The following is a 15652-nucleotide window of genomic DNA, read 5'->3' as shown; positions in this document are numbered from 1 at the left end:
AAGCCCCTCGACCGGCCCGCCGGTCGAGGGGCTCATGCGTTCGGAAGAGGCCGGGTCTGCGAAAAGAGGACTCAAAAAACATGACATCCGGGCTGATATGAGGGTAAAGCACAGGGGCTTTTTCGATCCTCCCTTAAGGGCCCGCGCGACACACCATGACTCAGACCCACGACAAGATCCTCATCGTCGATTTCGGCTCCCAGGTGACCCAGCTCATCGCCCGGCGCGTGCGCGAGGACGGGGTCTATTCGGAGGTGGTGCCGTTCCAGAAGGCCGCCGAGGCCATCCGGACCATGAAGCCCAAGGGCGTGATCCTCTCAGGGGGGCCGGAATCGGTCACCGCGGACGCATCCCCCAGGGCTCCGCAGGAGCTGTTCGACACGGACCTGCCCGTCTTCGGCATCTGCTACGGTCAGCAGACCATGGCAGCCCAGCTCGGCGGCGAGGTTGAGAGCGGGCATCACTCGGAGTTCGGCCGCGCCGAAATCGAGATTCTCTCCGAGAGCCCGCTCTTCCAGGGTGTCTGGCAGGTCGGCAAGAAGTATCCCGTCTGGATGAGCCACGGCGACCGGGTGACCAAGCTGCCTGAGGGCTTCGAGGTTCTGGCCGCGTCCGAGAACGCGCCCTTCGCGGTCGTGGCCGACGAGGAGCACAAGTTCTACGGCGTGCAGTTCCACCCGGAGGTGGTGCACACCCCGCAGGGTGCGCAGCTCATCCGCAACTTCGTGCGCGACATCGCCGGCTGTAAGGGCGACTGGACCATGAAGGCCTTCCGCGAGGAGGCCATCGAGCGCATCCGCGCCCAGGTCGGCACCGGCCGGGTGATCTGCGGCCTCTCCGGCGGCGTCGACTCGGCAGTGGCCGCGGTGCTGATCCACGAGGCCATCGGCGACCAGCTCACCTGCGTGTTCGTCGATCACGGGCTCCTGCGCGCGGCGGAAGCCGAGCAGGTGGTGACGCTCTTCCGCGATCACTACAACATCCCGCTGGTCCACGTGCAGGCGCAGGACCTCTTCATCGGCGCGTTGGAAGGCGTGTCCGACCCAGAGGTCAAGCGCAAGACCATCGGCCGGCTCTTCATCGACGTGTTCGACGAGGAAGCGAAGAGGATCGGCGGCGCGGACTTCTTGGCGCAGGGCACGCTCTATCCCGACGTGATCGAGAGCGTGTCCTTCACGGGCGGTCCCTCGGTCACCATCAAGAGCCACCACAATGTGGGCGGCCTGCCGGAGCGAATGAAGATGAAGCTCGTGGAGCCCCTGCGCGAGCTGTTCAAGGACGAGGTGCGTGTGCTCGGCCGCGAGCTCGGCCTGCCCGACGCCTTCGTGGGCCGCCACCCGTTCCCGGGTCCGGGCCTCGCCATCCGCGTCCCCGGCGAGATTACGCGTGAAAAACTCGACATCCTGCGCAAGGCCGATGCGATCTATCTCGAAGAGATCCGCAATGCTGGTCTCTACGACGTGATCTGGCAGGCCTTCGCCGTGCTGCTGCCGGTCAAGACCGTCGGCGTCATGGGTGATGCCCGCACCTACGACCACGTCTGCGCGCTGCGTGCCGTCACTTCCATCGACGGCATGACGGCGGATTTCTACCCCTTCGACATGACCTTCCTCGGCCGCGTCGCGACCCGCATCATCAACGAGGTGAAGGGCATCAACCGTGTCACCTACGACATCACGTCGAAGCCGCCCGGGACGATTGAGTGGGAGTGACGACCGGTCGTCCGCGTCTCTTGAATTCATCCATGCCGCCGCTCAAATGTACAAAGTTACATCGGGGCAGCCGGTTCATCATGCCCCTGAGGTATGTCTCATGCATGACGATGACGAGAAGCGCTTTCCTCGTATCACGCTCTGGCAGTTCCTGAGCGGCATTATCATGACGCCGCTGAGGTTCTGGGATCGATGGTTCGGAGTGTACGGAATTGACGCTCTTGCTTCCCTCGCTGAGAAACGCAAGCGCAAATCCTCTTCAAAGTCGGCTGAGGTAAGACCTCCAGGAAAAATACGGGAGGAGAGCCGGCACTGACTCCTCGTTCAGCACAACATCCGATCAGACCCAATGGATGAATGAGAGTAGCGATAATGTCCAAGCAGTCTGTCACGCTCTACGGCATCAAGAACTGCGACACGATGAAGAAGGCGCGCGCCTGGCTCGACGACAGGGGCGTGGCTTACGCGTTCCACGACTACAAGGTCGAAGGCATTGCCCGGGCGCGGCTTGAGACCTGGGCGCGAAGCGTCGGCTGGGAGACGCTGCTCAACCGGGCCGGCACGACGTTCCGCAAGCTGCCCGAGGCCGACAAATCAGGCCTCGATGAGGGCAGGGCGCTGGCCCTCATGCTCGATCAGCCCTCCATGATCAAGCGCCCGGTGCTCCACCTTGATGGCCGGCTTCTAGTTGGCTTCAAGCCGGAGCAATATGAGGAGATGGTTCGCTAAGAACTTTTCTGTTTCCGTCCGTCATATGCGTTTTCTCCCCGTCATGCCCGGCCTTGTGCCGGGCATTCACGTTTTTAAGCAGCGTGTCGCGAAGACGTGGATGGCCGGGACAAGCCCGGCCATTACGAGAAGTGGCTGTGATGGACATCAAACCAAAAAAGGCGGGCCGCAAGGCCCGCCTTTGTCGCGTCAGATAGGAGCGCCTTACTGGATCTTCGGCGGCTCGTCGAAGTTCAGGCCGGGGAGGCCGCCCGGGTCGCCGGGGGCGCCGAGGCCGGGCACCAGCAACTGGTCGAGCTTCTGCTGCACTGCCGCCGGATCGACCACGGGGCCGGCCGACTTGTAGTGCATCACGATGTTCGGGAAGAGCACCACGATGGCCACCATGATCAGCTGGATCACCACGAAGGGAATGGCGCCCCAGTAGATCTGGCCTGTGGTCACCGGCTCCATGCGCTTGCCCGTGAGGCGGTCGATATACGCCACCTTCGGGGCCACCGAGCGCAGGAAGAACAGGGCGAAGCCGAAGGGCGGGTGCATGAACGAGGTCTGCATGTTCACGCCCAGGATGACGCCGAACCAGATCAGGTCGATGCCTAGCTTTTCGGCCGCAGGACCGAGCAGCGGCACCACGATGAAGGCCAGCTCGAAGAAGTCGAGGAAGAAGGCCAGCAGGAAGACCATGATGTTGACCACGATCAGGAAGCCCACCTGACCGCCCGGGAGCGAGGTCAGCAGGTGCTCGACCCAGATGTGCCCGTTCACCCCGTAGAAGGTGAGCGAGAACACGCGGGCGCCGATCAGGATGAAGAGCACGAAGGCGGAGAGCTTCGCGGTCGCTTCGGTGGCCTGGCGCACGATGGTGAAATTGAAGCGGTTCGGGTTGTTGTCGAGCTTGCGCTTGATGGCCGCCAGAATGACGGAGCCGAGCGCACCCATGGCGCCGCCCTCAGTCGGGGTAGCCAGGCCGATGAAGATGGTGCCGAGCACGAGGAAGATGAGCAGCAGCGGCGGCACCATGACGAAGGTGGTCTGCTGGGCCATGTTCGACATGAGGCGAAGGCCGGTGAACCGCTCGATGATGCCGACGATGAGCGAATAGACTGCACCGGCGAGAACCATTTCCATGGTCAGCGCCAGTCCTTCGTGGCCTTGGTTGTGCAGGACCACATAGGCGCCGACGAGGAACAGGGTCAGCACGGCCGAGATCGCAATGCGCTTGGCGCCCAGCATCTTGTTCATGAGGGCGCAGATCAGGGCGACCACGGTGCCGACGCAGATCGTCAGGATGACGAAATCGGCGCCGGCCTTCGTGTTGGTCTGCGACAGCACGTAGTAGCCGACGAGGCCTGAGAACAGCACCAGGATGCCGAGCTGCCACACGCCGCGCGAGCCGTTCGGCTCACGGAAGCCGACGGCTTCCAGCGGCAGGCCGGGAGCAGCCTTCGGATCGATCATCGAGGCAAGGAACACATAGCCGGCATAGAGGCCGGACAGGATCAGGCCGGGCAGGAATGCGCCCTCGTACATGTCGCCCACCGAGCGGCCGAGCTGGTCGGCCATGACGATGAGAACCAGTGAGGGCGGGATGATCTGCGCGAGCGTTCCCGAGGCCGCGATCACGCCGGAGGCGAGGCGCCGATCATAGCCGTAGCGCAGCATGATCGGAAGCGAGATGAGGCCCATCGAGATGACGGAAGCCGCGACGACGCCGGTGGTGGCGGCGAGCAGGGCGCCCACGAAGATCACCGCATAGGCGAGACCGCCGCGAAGGGGCCCGAAAAGCTGACCGATAGTATCGAGCAGGTCTTCCGCCATCCCCGAGCGTTCGAGGATGTAGCCCATGAAGGTGAAGAACGGGATCGCGAGCAGCACCTCGTTCGACATGGTGCCGTAGATACGGTCCGGCAGGGCCTGCAGGAGCGGCCAGGACAGGTTGATGTTGGCCGGCGCATACGGAGCCAGCTCCACCGCGATGAAGAAGAACAGGAGGCCGTTGGCCGCGAGCGAGAAGGCGACCGGGTAGCCGAGAAGAAGGAAGATCACCAGCGCGCCGAACATGATCGGTGCGAGGTTCTGGGCAATGAATGCAGCCATGGACGTGAGACTCCGAATTCAGATCAGGCGAGGGGCGTCAGCGCAGGACGTCGCCCGGAGGCTCGCCGCCTTTGGTGGTGCTGGTGTCGGCCAGCTCCGCGATCAGCCGCTCGGCCTCGGCTTCGACGGCGTTGTGCCCGGCCGTGTCGTGCTCGTCGACCAGCTGGCCGTTCATGATCGCCACCCGCTTGATGAGCTCGCTCAGCCACTGGAAGGCAAGGGAGATGAAGCCCAGGAGGATGAGGCCCTTGGCCGGCCAGATCAGCAGGCCGCCGGCATTGGAGGAGACCTCGCCGGAGCGGAATGAATTGAAGAAATACGGGAAGGACAGGTACAGCATCAACGCCACGAAGGGGAGCAGGAAGAACAGGTGGCCGATCAGGTCGATCGTGTCGCGCCCGCGCTTCGAGAGCTTGTTCGAGATGATGTCGATGCGGATGTGCTCGTTGGCCTTCAGGGTCCAGGCCGCGCAGAGCATGAACACGGCACCGAACAGGTACCATTGCAGCTCGAGCCACGCATTGGACGAGACGCCGAAGATGCGCCGGATGATGGCATTGATGGCAGACACCAGAATGGCCACGACGATGGCCCATGCGGCCACCTTGCCGATGCGTTCGTTGATCGAGTCGATGACACGGGATAGCCCGAGAAGTGCCGTCACCTGTCTCCCCCTTGGAACCTGTTGATTGAAAAGTTGCGGCCTAGCTATCGAACTTGAAGCGGCCCTGCTAGTGGGGTTTTAGTCGTATGCAAGGTTTTGACGGGTCCTAGCGGGGAAATTTTCGGGCCGCAAGAGACCCCGGTGTTAAAAGTTTGGGCACTATAAGGCTTTGTGATGGCTTGGAAACTTGCGTCCTGCGACCTTAGCGCATTTTCGTCCGGCCCGCTCCTTCCCAATGGTCAAGTTTGGCTTCTCGAGGGGATGGGCTATAAGTTCCTATTCTCCGGAGGCTTCCCGTGACGCTGCTCGTTATCGGCCTTGTGCTCTTTCTCGGCACCCATTCCTTCAGCATGGCGAGAGAGCGCCGGGCCGCGATCATCGGCCGGATCGGGGAGGGCCCCTACAAGGGGCTGTATTCCCTCCTGTCGCTCGCCGGCATCGTGCTGGTCTCCATCGGCTATGGGCAGTACCGGGCGGGCGGCTACATTTCGGTCTGGGACCCACCCGTCTGGACCCGGCACCTCGCTCTACTGCTGGTGCTCATCGCCTTCATCTGCTTCGTGGCGGCCTACCTGCCCGGCCATATCAAGGCGCGGCTCAAGCACCCCATGCTGGCGGGCGTGAAGATCTGGGCCTTCGCGCATCTTATCGCCAATGGCGATCTCGGGTCGATCCTGCTCTTCGGCTCCTTCCTCGTCTGGGCAGTGCTCGCCCGCATCAGCGTCAAGCGCCGGGACGTGGCGGCCCAGCACGGTGGCACGGCGGCGCCCGCAGGCTGGCGCAACGACATCCTGGCCGTGGCGATCGGCGCAGGCGTGTATCTCGCCTTCGTATTCTGGCTCCATCCCTGGCTGATCGGCGTGTCCGTTCTCCCCATGCGGGCATGAAGCCTCTCGCCTTGTGCGGGCGTGTGTGTTAGGCGACCCCTTCGAATTTCAGGAGGCGGCCGCTTGGCTGCGTGAGAGACACGATGGCTCAGAACGACGAGTTCATTCGCGAAGTCGATGAGGAATACCGCCGCGACCAGCTCGCCAAGATCTGGGAACGCTACAACGGCATCATCATTGCGGTGGTCGTTCTGGTCGTGGCCGGCGTCGGCGGCTGGCGCTTCTGGGAGTACCGGCAGCAGAGCCTCGCCCAGGAGGCGGCCGTTCGGTACGAGGAGGCGCTGCGCTTCTCCTCCGAGGAGAAGGGCCAGGAAGCCCAGACCGCGCTCGAGAACATCGTGAAGAACGATGCCGGGACGGGCTATGCCCTGCTCGCCCGCTTTCGCCTCGCCACCGAGCTCGGCAAGCAGAACGCCGAGAACGGCGCCTCGGCTTACGACGCTCTCGCCAACGATTCCGCCGTGCCTGCGCTCTGGAAGGATCTGGCCCGCCTTCGCGCCGCGTGGCTGCGCCTCGACAGCGCCGAGCCGGCCGCGCTGCGCCAGGCTGTCGAGCCGCTCGCAGCACCGGCCAACGCATGGCGCCACTCCGCCCGGGAACTCTTGGGCCTATCCGGTCTTAAGGCCGGTGACATGGATTATGCCGGCCGCTGGTTCGACCAGATCGCCGCCGACCGCGAGACGCCCTCCGCCCTGAGGCAGCGCCTTGCCGTCTACACGGCGCTCGTGGCAGGCGGCCCGGTTCAGGCCACGCAGTAAGATAGGACAAGACATGACGCCCACCGTCGCCATTGTCGGGCGGCCGAATGTCGGCAAATCGACTCTGTTCAACCGTCTCGTCGGCAAGAAGCTGGCGCTCGTGGACGACCGCCCCGGCGTGACCCGCGACCGCCGAGAGGGCGAAGCGCGCCTCGGCGATCTCGAATTCCGCATCATCGACACGGCGGGCTTGGAAGAAGCCACCGAGGAGTCGCTGCTCGGCCGCATGCGCGCCCAGACCGAGGCCGCCATCGTCGATGCCGACGTGATCCTCTTCGTGATCGATGCCCGCTCGGGAATTCTCCCCGCCGACCGCCCCTTCGCCGAGATGGTGCGCCGCTCCGGCAAGCCCGTGATCCTCATCGCCAACAAGGCCGAGGGCTCCAGCGGCATGGCAGGCGCCTATGACGCGTTTTCGCTGGGCTTGGGCGATCCGGTTCCGCTCTCCGCCGAGCACGGCGAGGGAATGGCCGACCTGTTCGAGGCCCTGATGCCTCACTTCCCTCATCCGGACGAGATGGAGGACGAGGACGATCCGAACAAGCCCCTGCAGGTGGCCATCGTCGGGCGGCCCAACGCGGGCAAGTCCACCCTCATCAACCGCATGGTGGGCGAAGACCGGATGCTCGTCGGCCCCGAGGCCGGCATCACCCGCGATTCGATCTCGCTCGATTGGGAATGGCGTGGGAAGTCGATCAAGCTGTTCGACACCGCAGGCATCAGAAAGCGGGCCCGGGTCGAGGACAAGCTCGAAAAGCTCTCCGTGGCCGATGCGCTGCGCGCCGTGCGCTTTGCCGAGGTGGTGGTCATCCTGCTCGATGCAACGATCCCGTTCGAGAAGCAGGACCTGACCATCGTCGATCTGGTGGAGCAGGAGGGCCGCGCCCTCGTGATCGGCCTCAACAAGTGGGATCTGGTCGCCGACCAGAAGGGCCTGCTCGCCGACCTGAAGGAGAAGGCCACCCGCCTTCTGCCGCAGGTGCGCGGAGCGCCAGTGGTTCCTCTATCAGGCCTTGCCGGCAGCGGCATCGATCCGCTCATGAAGGCGGTGCTGCACGTCTACGAGAAGTGGAACACCCGCATCTCCACAGCACGGCTCAATCAATGGCTTTCCGAGGCCATCGACGCCAACCCGCCGCCCGCCGTGTCCGGCCGCCGGATCAAGATCCGCTACATGACGCAGATCAAGGCGCGCCCGCCGCACTTCGCGGTGTTCGGCAACCAGCTCGATGCCCTGCCGAAGAGCTACACCCGCTACCTCGTCAACGGCATCCGCGAAGCCTTCGACCTGCCGGGCACGCCCATCCGCGTGTCCCTGCGCATGGGGGCGAACCCGTTCGACAAAGACAAGCGCGGGTAGGGCTCACGTGTCATCCCCGGCGGCCCGCAGGGCCGGGAAGGGGATCCATAGCGTCGAGGGTGAAGGGGAACTCCCTTCCCCTCCGCTGCGCGTCCTCCGGGGAATGACATAGAGGTCGAGGTCTATTGCGCCTTCACTGCGTAATCGTCTTCATGAGCAGCTTCGGGAGCGGCACCACATTCTCCGAAATCAGCGGCACGAACTCCTCGATGGGAGCCGGCCGGCCGAACAGATAGCCCTGGGCCTCGGTGCACCCCTCCGAGCCCAGGAAGCTGAGCTCCTCGGACGTCTCGACACCTTCGGCAATGACGGGCAGCCCGAGGCCGCGCCCGAGCCCGAGCACCGCCCTGACGATGGCGGCCGCCTGCGGGTTGTCGTGGACCGCATGAATGAAGGAGCGGTCGATCTTGATCTTGTCGAACGGGAAGGCCCGCAGGTTCGAGAGCGACGAGTATCCGGTGCCGAAATCGTCCATGGCGATATTGACGTTGAGGCCCTTCAGCTTCTGCAGGGTCTGAAGCGCACGGTTCGGATCGCGGATCAGCGCCGTCTCGGTGATCTCGATCTCCAGCCGTTCCGGCGGAAGCCCGGTGCTGTCCAGAGTCCTTCGGACGAAGTCCACGAAGCCGTCGCTGGTCAGTTGGAGGGCCGAGACATTGACCGCGATGGTGAGTGGCCGCATCCAGCCGGCGGCCTCGCGGCAGGCTTCCTGCATCACCCATTCGCCGATCTTCAGGATCAGTCCGCTTTCCTCCGCGATGGGAATGAAGGTCGTCGGCGAAATCGAACCCCTGGTCGGGTGGCTCCAGCGCAGCAGAACCTCGAACCCGTTCACCTCACCGGAATGGACTTGTGCCTGCGGCTGGTAGGCGAGGCTCATCTCCCCGTTCGCGATGGCGTTGCGCAGATCGTGCTCGATGCTGCGGCGCTCTCGAATCTGAACGCCCATCGCGGCTTCGAAGAAGCGATAGGTGCCCTTTCCTTCCGTCTTCGCACGGTACAGAGCCGTATCGGCGCTGGACAGAAGCTCCGTGCGATCCCTGGCATCGGACGGATACAGGGCAATCCCGATGCTGACCGACACGAGACCGGCCGGGACGGCGGCTCCGTCGGCCGTGTTGAGGCTTTTGATCAGGCTGTCGGCCAGGTGCTCGATATCGGCGGGGTTCGTCACCTGGGGGACGATAATGGCGAACTCGTCTCCGCCCAGGCGTGCCAGCAGCTGGTTTTCCGAGAGAACGGACGAGAAGTTCCTGGCAATGTGCTGGAGCAGCTTGTCTCCGGACGAATGACCGTAGAGGTCGTTGACCTCCTTGAAGCCGTCGAGATCGAGGCAGAGCAGGGCCAGCTGCTGTCCGGCCCTGCGGTGCAGGCTGATCTCGCGGTCGAGCCGCCGGTCGAAGCTCACGCGGTTGTCGAGGCCGGTCAGCGTGTCGTGGTGTGCCAGGAAGCGGATCTGCGCCTCCGCTTGCCTGCGGTCGCGCAGATCGCGGAAGGCCACGACATTATGCGCATGGTCGTTGTAGGTGATCTGCCGCGCGATCAGCTCGACGGGGATCAGGATGCCGTCCCTGTGGCGCAGCTCCGTCTCGACCGTGGTGCCCAGGCTTGCCAGCAGCGTCTCGCGTGTGAAGCCGTCCGGCACCCAGGCGGCGAGGCTTTGCCCGCAGATCTGCTTGGGGCCGATCCCGGCGAGCCGGGCGAAGCTCTGGTTCACCGAGACGATGATTTCTCCGTCGCAGAGAACCAGCCCTTCGACGGCTGCATCGGTGAGGTCGCGGATCCGCTCCATCTCGAGATGGCTGCGCCGGCGCTCCCTGATGTCGAGGATCAGCGCCACGAAGGCCATGAGGAGGATGGCGAGGCTGACGAACGCCACGCCGATGGCAAGCCAACCGGACGGGATCGACGAGGGCGAGATCGCCATGGCGGCGTCGGGCGTGATCGCCACCGCGCCCATGGCCGTGAAGTGATGGCTGCAGATGGCAAGCGTCAGCAGCAGCGCTCCGGCGAGGCGCGCGGGAACGGATGATCTGCGCAGTCCCGCCCAAAGGGCGGCGGCGCCGAGAGCGCCTCCAAGTAGGATCGACGCAGCGACCAGAACCGGCTCCCAGGTGATCGTGCCAGCAACCTCGAAGGCGGCCATGCCGGTATAGTGCATTACGGCGATGCCGCCGCCCACGATGGCGCCTCCCAGCCATGGGGCGGCCGAAGCCGACAGGAGCGCAACGCCGAAGCCGATGCCGGTGAGCAGCACTGCCGCCAGCAGGGATATGATCGTCAGGGCGATGTTGTAGGCGGTCGGAAGGGCAGGCGAGAACGCCAGCATCGCGATGAAATGCGTGGACCAGATGCCGAAGCCGATCGAGGTGGCCGCAATGGTGAGCCACACGACCTGCCGGTTGTGATCCGATTTGCGAACGTGATGGAGCAGGTTGATGCCCGTCAACGACGCGAGCGCGCAGACCAGGGCCGCCAAGGCCACGAGCCGCAGATCGTGCTCCGAAACGATGCAATTGTAGACCGTCAGCATGGTCAGCCTTCGCAAGCCGTCCGACGCGCCAGGTCATCATTGCCTGCGGCAGTCGGAGCGGAAGCCATTTGAAGAAATTCGACGTGGGATGAAGAAATATCGGGCTCTCACCGATACGACGGGGCGGCATCATGCCTTTGGATCACGGCTGCCGCAGCAGCCTCCAACTCGTCGTGAATGGGGACGTTGTCCCAAGATCAGGAAAGAGGCAACGCGTCTGCAAGTCAATCAATTCGCGGTGGAACCCGCAGATGATCCCAGCTCAGGGTTAACCGTGTGCAAAACGGCTTTCGGCGCGACACCCGCAGGTCCCGGCTGGGCGAAACGCTTCGCGCCTGCCACGCAGGCGATCACCGCGACGTTGACGGCGACCATGCCCCAACCCACCGCCTCGTTCAGAAGCAAAGCCGCCAGCATCAGCCCGAAGAACGGCTGAAGCAGCTGCAACTGCGACACGCCCGCGATGCCGCCGAGCGCCAGGCCGCGATACCAGAACACGAAGCCGATCAGCATGGAGAACAGGGACACATAGGCGAGCGAGAGCCACGCGGGCGTGCCGATCCCGCTCCACGAGGCGGGCAGGTTGAGCAGCATCAGGCCAGCCGTGAGCGGCAGGGCGAGGACGAGCGCCCAGGAAATCACCTGCCATCCGCCGAGTCTGCGCGAGAGCTTGGCGCCCTCCGCATAGCCGAGGCCGCACGCCAGAATCGCACCGATCATGAGAAGGCTGCCGGCCGGGGAGGCTCCGCCTCCCTGGACCAGGGCGAAACCCGCCACCAATGCGCCGCCGGCTCCTGAGAAAATCCAGAACGCGGCCCTCGGCCGCTCGCCCCCGCGCAGGATGCCGAAGACCGCCGTTGCCAGTGGCAGCAGACCGACGAAGCAGATGGATTGCGCCGACGTGATGTGCTGCAGGGCGAGAGCCGTCAGCAGCGGAAAGCCCACCACAACGCCGAGTGACACGATGGCGAGCGGCAGGAGGTCGCTCGTCGCGGGCCGCTTCTGGCGCAGGAGCATGAGCAACGCCGCACCAAGGAGACCAGCGATGGTGGCGCGCGCCAGGGTCAGGAACAGCGGGTCGATGTCGAGCACGGCGATGCGGGTTGCCGGCAGGGAGCCGCTGAAGATCAGCACCCCGAGAAAACCACTGATCCACCCCTCTGCCGTCCTGTCCATACGCCATCCTCCACCACGTCGCGATCTCAGCCCGAACGGCATGGCTTTTCCAGGGACGGTGCAGTACGGTTTGTCCGAACTGTCATGGAACGATGGGCGGTACAGTGGACGATCTTACCTTTGCCAATCGCGACGGCACCCTTGTCGAGCACGTCATGGCGGCCATCCGCCACCGGATCGCCAGCCGTGTGCTGACGCCGGGCGGCAAGCTGCCGTCCATCCGCGCGCTCGCGCAAAGTATGCAGGTGTCGAAATCCACCGTGGTGGAGGCCTACGACCGGCTCGCCGCCGAGGGCGTCATCCGCTCGCGGCCGGGCTCCGGCTTCTACAGCGCGGCGGCGCTGGCGCCCCTGTCGCTCGCGGAACTCGCCCCGCGCCTCGACCGGGCGGTCGATCCGTTCTGGGTCTCCCGGCAATCCCTGGAGGCGCGAGGGGCAGTGCTGAAGCCCGGCTGCGGCTGGCTGCCGGGCGCCTGGATGCCTGAGGATGAGATCCGCCGCGCCCTGCGCGGCCTCGCCCGCACGAAGGACATCACCGGACTCACCGATTACGGCACGCCCCTGGGGCTACCCGCCTTGCGCGCCTTCCTCTCGCGCCGCCTCGCGGAGCAGGGCGTCGAGGCCGCGCCCGACCGGATCCTGCTCGCGGATTCCGGCACGCAGGCCATCGACCTCGTGTGCCGCCTGCTCGTCCAACCCGGCGACACGGTGCTGGTGGACGACCCCTGCTATTTCAACTTCCTGGCCCTGCTGCGTGCGCATCAGGTGAATGTGGTCGGCGTGCCGATGACTCCAACCGGCCCCGATCTCGGCGCCTTCGAGCAGGCGCTCGCTGAGCACAAGCCGCGCCTCTACATCACCAATTCCGGCCTGCACAACCCGACGGGTGCCACGCTCTCCTCTGTGACGGCGCACCGCCTCCTGAAGCTCGCCGAGCGGCACGGCCTCACCGTCGTCGAGGACGACATTTTCGCCGATTTCGAGCACGAGCCCGCGCCGCGTCTCGCCGCCCTCGATGGCCTCGACTGGGTCGTGCGCATCGGCAGCTTCTCCAAAACCCTCTCGGCGTCCTTCCGCTGCGGCTACATCGCCGCGCGTCTTAACTGGATCGACAAGCTGACAGACCTCAGGATCGCCACGGGCTTCTCCAGCAACCGCCTAGCGGAAGAGCTGGTCCTCGGCGTCCTCGGCAGCAGCGGCTACCGCAAGCACCTGGAGAGCCTGCGCACGCGGCTCGCGAAGAACATGGCGTCCGTTATCCCGCGGCTGGAGCGGCTCGGAATCACGCCGTGGATCGTGCCGAAGGCCGGCATGCTCCTCTGGTGCCGCCTGAGGGACGATCTCGACGCCGCCGTTGTTGCGCGCCACGCCCTGAACGAGGACGTGGTGCTCGCCCCCGGCAACGTGTTCAGCCCCGCGCAGACGGCCAGGAGCTACATGCGCTTCAACGTAGCCCAATGCACGGACGAGCGCGTGTTCGCGGTGCTCGAAAGGTCAATGCGGTTATAAAACCCTCATCGTCATGGCCGGACTTGTTCCGGCCATCCACGTCTTAAGAACCACGCGCATCAAAGACGTGGATCCCCGGAACAAGTCCGGGGATGACGGGGGAGTTGTAATCAACTGCCTGCTACTTCCCGTCATCCATGCCGATCCGGCGCGCGGCCTCGCGGAACAGGGCCTGGTCGTCCGGCCCGAGCTGCATCGCGCTCAGGAAATGGCTCATGCCATAGCCGGGCAGGGTGCTGCGGATATGGGCGAGCGTGCTGCGCGCCTCGTCCAGCCTCCCGGCAAAGGACAGGGCGAGCGTCGCGATCGCCGCGATATGCGCATGCGCGTTCGGCCGGCTCGCGGCGGCCACGCCTGCGGCGGCCGCCTCGTCGAACCTGCCTAAGCGGATGAGCGCCATGGCGCGCGAGCCCAGCATGCCGAACAGTAGCGGATCATAGGGGCTCAAGCGGCGTGATTGGTCGGCCGCCGCAATCGCCGTCTCCGGATCGCCCGCCTGCGAGTGGACGAAGCCCAGCGTGTAATGGCCCATGGCGAAGTTGGGCGAGAGGTCCACACTCGTCTCCAGCTCCCGCAGAGTCTGGTCGTAGCTTCCGCGCAGCCACAGGGCCCGGCCCATGGCCAGATGACCGGCCGGGTCGCGGTCGTCGATCATCAAGCCCTGGCCTGCGGCCCTGAGCGCGTGGTCGACCTCCGCGCGCCGCTCAGTCCAGCCCTGGAAGGCGTTCTGGAAATGCGTGAAGGACAGGCCCGCATAGGCGCGTGCAAACGTCGGGTCGATGCTGAGCGCCTGCGCGAAGAAGTGCTGCGCCGCATCGTTGTCGGCCTTGTTGAACCGATACATGTGCCAGAGGCCGCGATGATGCGCCTCCCAGGCGTCGAGGGAGTTCGGCGGCTTCAGGATGGCGCGGTTGCGCTCCACCGTCTCGATCTCGCTTGCGACCGTTGCCACGATCCTGTTGCCGATCTCGTCGAGCACCAGAAACGCATCGTCGATGGAATGGCTGAGGATGTCCGCCCAGACGATCCGTCCGGTGCGCACCTCGGCGAGCTCCACCTGGACAGTGAGATGACCGGGGCTGCGGCGGATCGAGCCGCCGACCACGTAATCCACATTCAGCAAACGCCCAGCCTCGTCCGGAGCGATGTTTCTGTCGTGCAGCGCGAAGGTCGAGCCTTGCGAGATGACGAAGAGACTGCGGAGTTTCGCGAGCCGCGTGATCACATCGTGCACGAGCGCATCCGCCACGCCGCCGCGCAGGCGCGGTGCGCCGGATTCATCAGCAAACGGCATCACCGCGATGGAGCCGTGACGGGGTGCAGGCTGCATCGCGCCCGGTGCCACCGCATCGGCCGCGATGATCGCCTGTGCTGGGAGCAGGCGAGGGGGCTGCACTATGGCCCCTCGCCACACCTCGCGCAGAGGCGCGCTGTCGAGCCCCTCCTGGTCGAACAGCCGGATCACCGCGTCGAGATGGCTCTTGCCTTCCTGCACCCGTTGCTGGCGGGCCAGCATGCGCAGCAGCCGCGCGTGAACCCGCTCATCGAGCGGGCAGAGCGCAGCCCATCGCTCCAGATACCGCCCGGCCTCGTTCTCATCGAGGTGATCGACCAGATGCTCCAGCACGACGGTCTGGAGGCTCTTGAACCGGCGCCGCTGCGCCACCAGCCAGGCATTGAACGCGGGGCTGCGGTCCAGCGTGAAGCCGTCGAGAAACTCGCCCGCGAAGCCATCGGCCATGCGGCACAAGTCCTGCAACGATTGCAGCGCGATGCCCCGCGCGGCCATTCCATCGAGCTGCAGCGCATCCACATGGCAGCCCGGGAGGTCGAGGCTCACCGTGTCGCCCTCCGTCCCGATCCGGCCGGCATCGCCAATGAGGCGGCGGATCTTGCTCAAGCACCAGCGCAGCTCGCCGCGCGGATCGTTCGGCACGTCCCAGAGCAGCTCGCAGAGATGGCTTCGCGTCGAGGCACGGGGCGCAAGCGCCAGATAGGCGAAGAGCGCGCGCACCTTGCGCGAGGCCGGCAGCGCGACCGGCCCGTCGCCGCGCAGGACGGTGAGCGGCCCGAGCATCCGCACGGTGACGGGCGCAACGCCTTTTGGGTCTGCGGTGTCGGTCGATTCCACGGCCGAACCCACGCTGCCTCCCACGTTCACCTCCACGTGTGGCTGCTACGGTCTCACCAATGGGCTTGAAGTCTCAAGGTCGCTCGAAGCCGAGAGC

General features: G+C 65.2%; 11 protein-coding genes. 6 read left to right on the top strand and 5 right to left on the bottom strand.

Translation table 11 applies throughout. The features are described 5' to 3' along the window. Positions 1 to 155: 155 nt before the first annotated feature. Together guaA and JKL45_RS06240 are read left to right on the top strand one after the other, a co-directional pair. Positions 156 to 1712 carry a glutamine-hydrolyzing GMP synthase gene (gene guaA, locus JKL45_RS06245; RefSeq protein ID WP_201860247.1) on the top strand — a complete coding sequence of 519 codons (1557 nt, stop codon included), beginning with the start codon at positions 156 to 158 and terminating at the stop codon, positions 1710 to 1712. Positions 1713 to 2084: 372 nt separating this feature from the next. Further along, positions 2085 to 2441: an ArsC family reductase gene (locus JKL45_RS06240; RefSeq protein ID WP_201860246.1), complete on the top strand. Its 357-nt coding sequence runs from the start codon at positions 2085 to 2087 to the stop codon at positions 2439 to 2441. Positions 2442 to 2645: 204 nt separating this feature from the next. Here JKL45_RS06240 and JKL45_RS06235 read toward each other — a convergent pair whose 3' ends face one another. After that, on the bottom strand, positions 2646 to 4538 hold the full coding sequence (locus JKL45_RS06235) for a TRAP transporter large permease (RefSeq protein ID WP_201860245.1): 1893 nt from the start codon (positions 4536 to 4538) through the stop codon (positions 2646 to 2648). Positions 4539 to 4575: 37 nt separating this feature from the next. Then, the gene (locus JKL45_RS06230) at positions 4576 to 5202 is read right to left on the bottom strand and encodes a TRAP transporter small permease subunit (RefSeq protein WP_201860244.1); all 627 of its coding nucleotides are present in this window, start codon (positions 5200 to 5202) and stop codon (positions 4576 to 4578) included. Between the two features lie 296 nt (positions 5203 to 5498). On the opposite strand from JKL45_RS06230, the gene JKL45_RS06225 reads away from it, so the two are divergent. The 3 genes from JKL45_RS06225 (at position 5499) to der (ending at position 8207) form a co-directional block, all read left to right on the top strand. Next, the gene (locus tag JKL45_RS06225; RefSeq protein ID WP_201860243.1) at positions 5499 to 6089 is read left to right on the top strand and encodes an NnrU family protein; all 591 of its coding nucleotides are present in this window, start codon (positions 5499 to 5501) and stop codon (positions 6087 to 6089) included. Between the two features lie 83 nt (positions 6090 to 6172). Beyond that, complete coding sequence (locus JKL45_RS06220) at positions 6173 to 6847, top strand: tetratricopeptide repeat protein (protein WP_201860242.1); 675 nt, start codon at positions 6173 to 6175, stop codon at positions 6845 to 6847. A gap of 13 nt (positions 6848 to 6860) precedes the next feature. After that, entirely contained in the window at positions 6861 to 8207 is a 1347-nt protein-coding gene (gene der, locus JKL45_RS06215) for a ribosome biogenesis GTPase Der (protein ID WP_201860241.1), read from the top strand. A gap of 133 nt (positions 8208 to 8340) precedes the next feature. Here der and JKL45_RS06210 read toward each other — a convergent pair whose 3' ends face one another. Beyond that, a complete protein-coding gene (locus tag JKL45_RS06210) occupies positions 8341 to 10740 on the bottom strand; it encodes an EAL domain-containing protein (RefSeq protein ID WP_201860240.1) in 2400 nt (799 codons plus the stop codon). A gap of 228 nt (positions 10741 to 10968) precedes the next feature. Then, complete coding sequence (locus tag JKL45_RS06205) at positions 10969 to 11916, bottom strand: DMT family transporter (protein WP_201860239.1); 948 nt, start codon at positions 11914 to 11916, stop codon at positions 10969 to 10971. A gap of 155 nt (positions 11917 to 12071) precedes the next feature. Between JKL45_RS06205 and JKL45_RS06200 the strand changes: the two genes are divergently transcribed. After that, positions 12072 to 13424, top strand: a complete 1353-nt coding sequence (locus JKL45_RS06200; RefSeq protein WP_246498342.1) for an aminotransferase-like domain-containing protein — start codon at positions 12072 to 12074, stop codon at positions 13422 to 13424. A 121-nt stretch (positions 13425 to 13545) separates the two neighbouring features. Here JKL45_RS06200 and JKL45_RS06195 read toward each other — a convergent pair whose 3' ends face one another. Beyond that, positions 13546 to 15579, bottom strand: a complete 2034-nt coding sequence (locus JKL45_RS06195; protein ID WP_312896917.1) for a BTAD domain-containing putative transcriptional regulator — start codon at positions 15577 to 15579, stop codon at positions 13546 to 13548. Positions 15580 to 15652: the final 73 nt, after the last annotated feature.

The sequence above is a fragment of the Microvirga soli genome, from assembly GCF_016734765.1.
Taxonomy (GTDB): Bacteria; Pseudomonadota; Alphaproteobacteria; order Rhizobiales; family Beijerinckiaceae; genus Microvirga; species Microvirga soli.
This window is presented reverse-complemented; position numbering and strand designations above follow the sequence as displayed.

Bases quoted from the DNA above. Each gene is read 5' to 3' on its own strand.
- guaA (WP_201860247.1), top strand. From the start codon at position 156: ATGACTCAGACCCACGACAAGATCCTCATCGTCGATTTCGGCTCCCAG.
- JKL45_RS06240 (WP_201860246.1), top strand. From the start codon at position 2,085: ATGTCCAAGCAGTCTGTCACGCTCTACGGCATCAAGAACTGCGACACG.
- JKL45_RS06235 (WP_201860245.1), bottom strand. From the start codon at position 4,538: ATGGCTGCATTCATTGCCCAGAACCTCGCACCGATCATGTTCGGCGCG.
- JKL45_RS06220 (WP_201860242.1), top strand. From the start codon at position 6,173: ATGGCTCAGAACGACGAGTTCATTCGCGAAGTCGATGAGGAATACCGC.
- der (WP_201860241.1), top strand. From the start codon at position 6,861: ATGACGCCCACCGTCGCCATTGTCGGGCGGCCGAATGTCGGCAAATCG.
- JKL45_RS06210 (WP_201860240.1), bottom strand. From the start codon at position 10,740: ATGCTGACGGTCTACAATTGCATCGTTTCGGAGCACGATCTGCGGCTC.
- JKL45_RS06205 (WP_201860239.1), bottom strand. From the start codon at position 11,916: ATGGACAGGACGGCAGAGGGGTGGATCAGTGGTTTTCTCGGGGTGCTG.
- JKL45_RS06200 (WP_246498342.1), top strand. From the start codon at position 12,072: ATGGCGGCCATCCGCCACCGGATCGCCAGCCGTGTGCTGACGCCGGGC.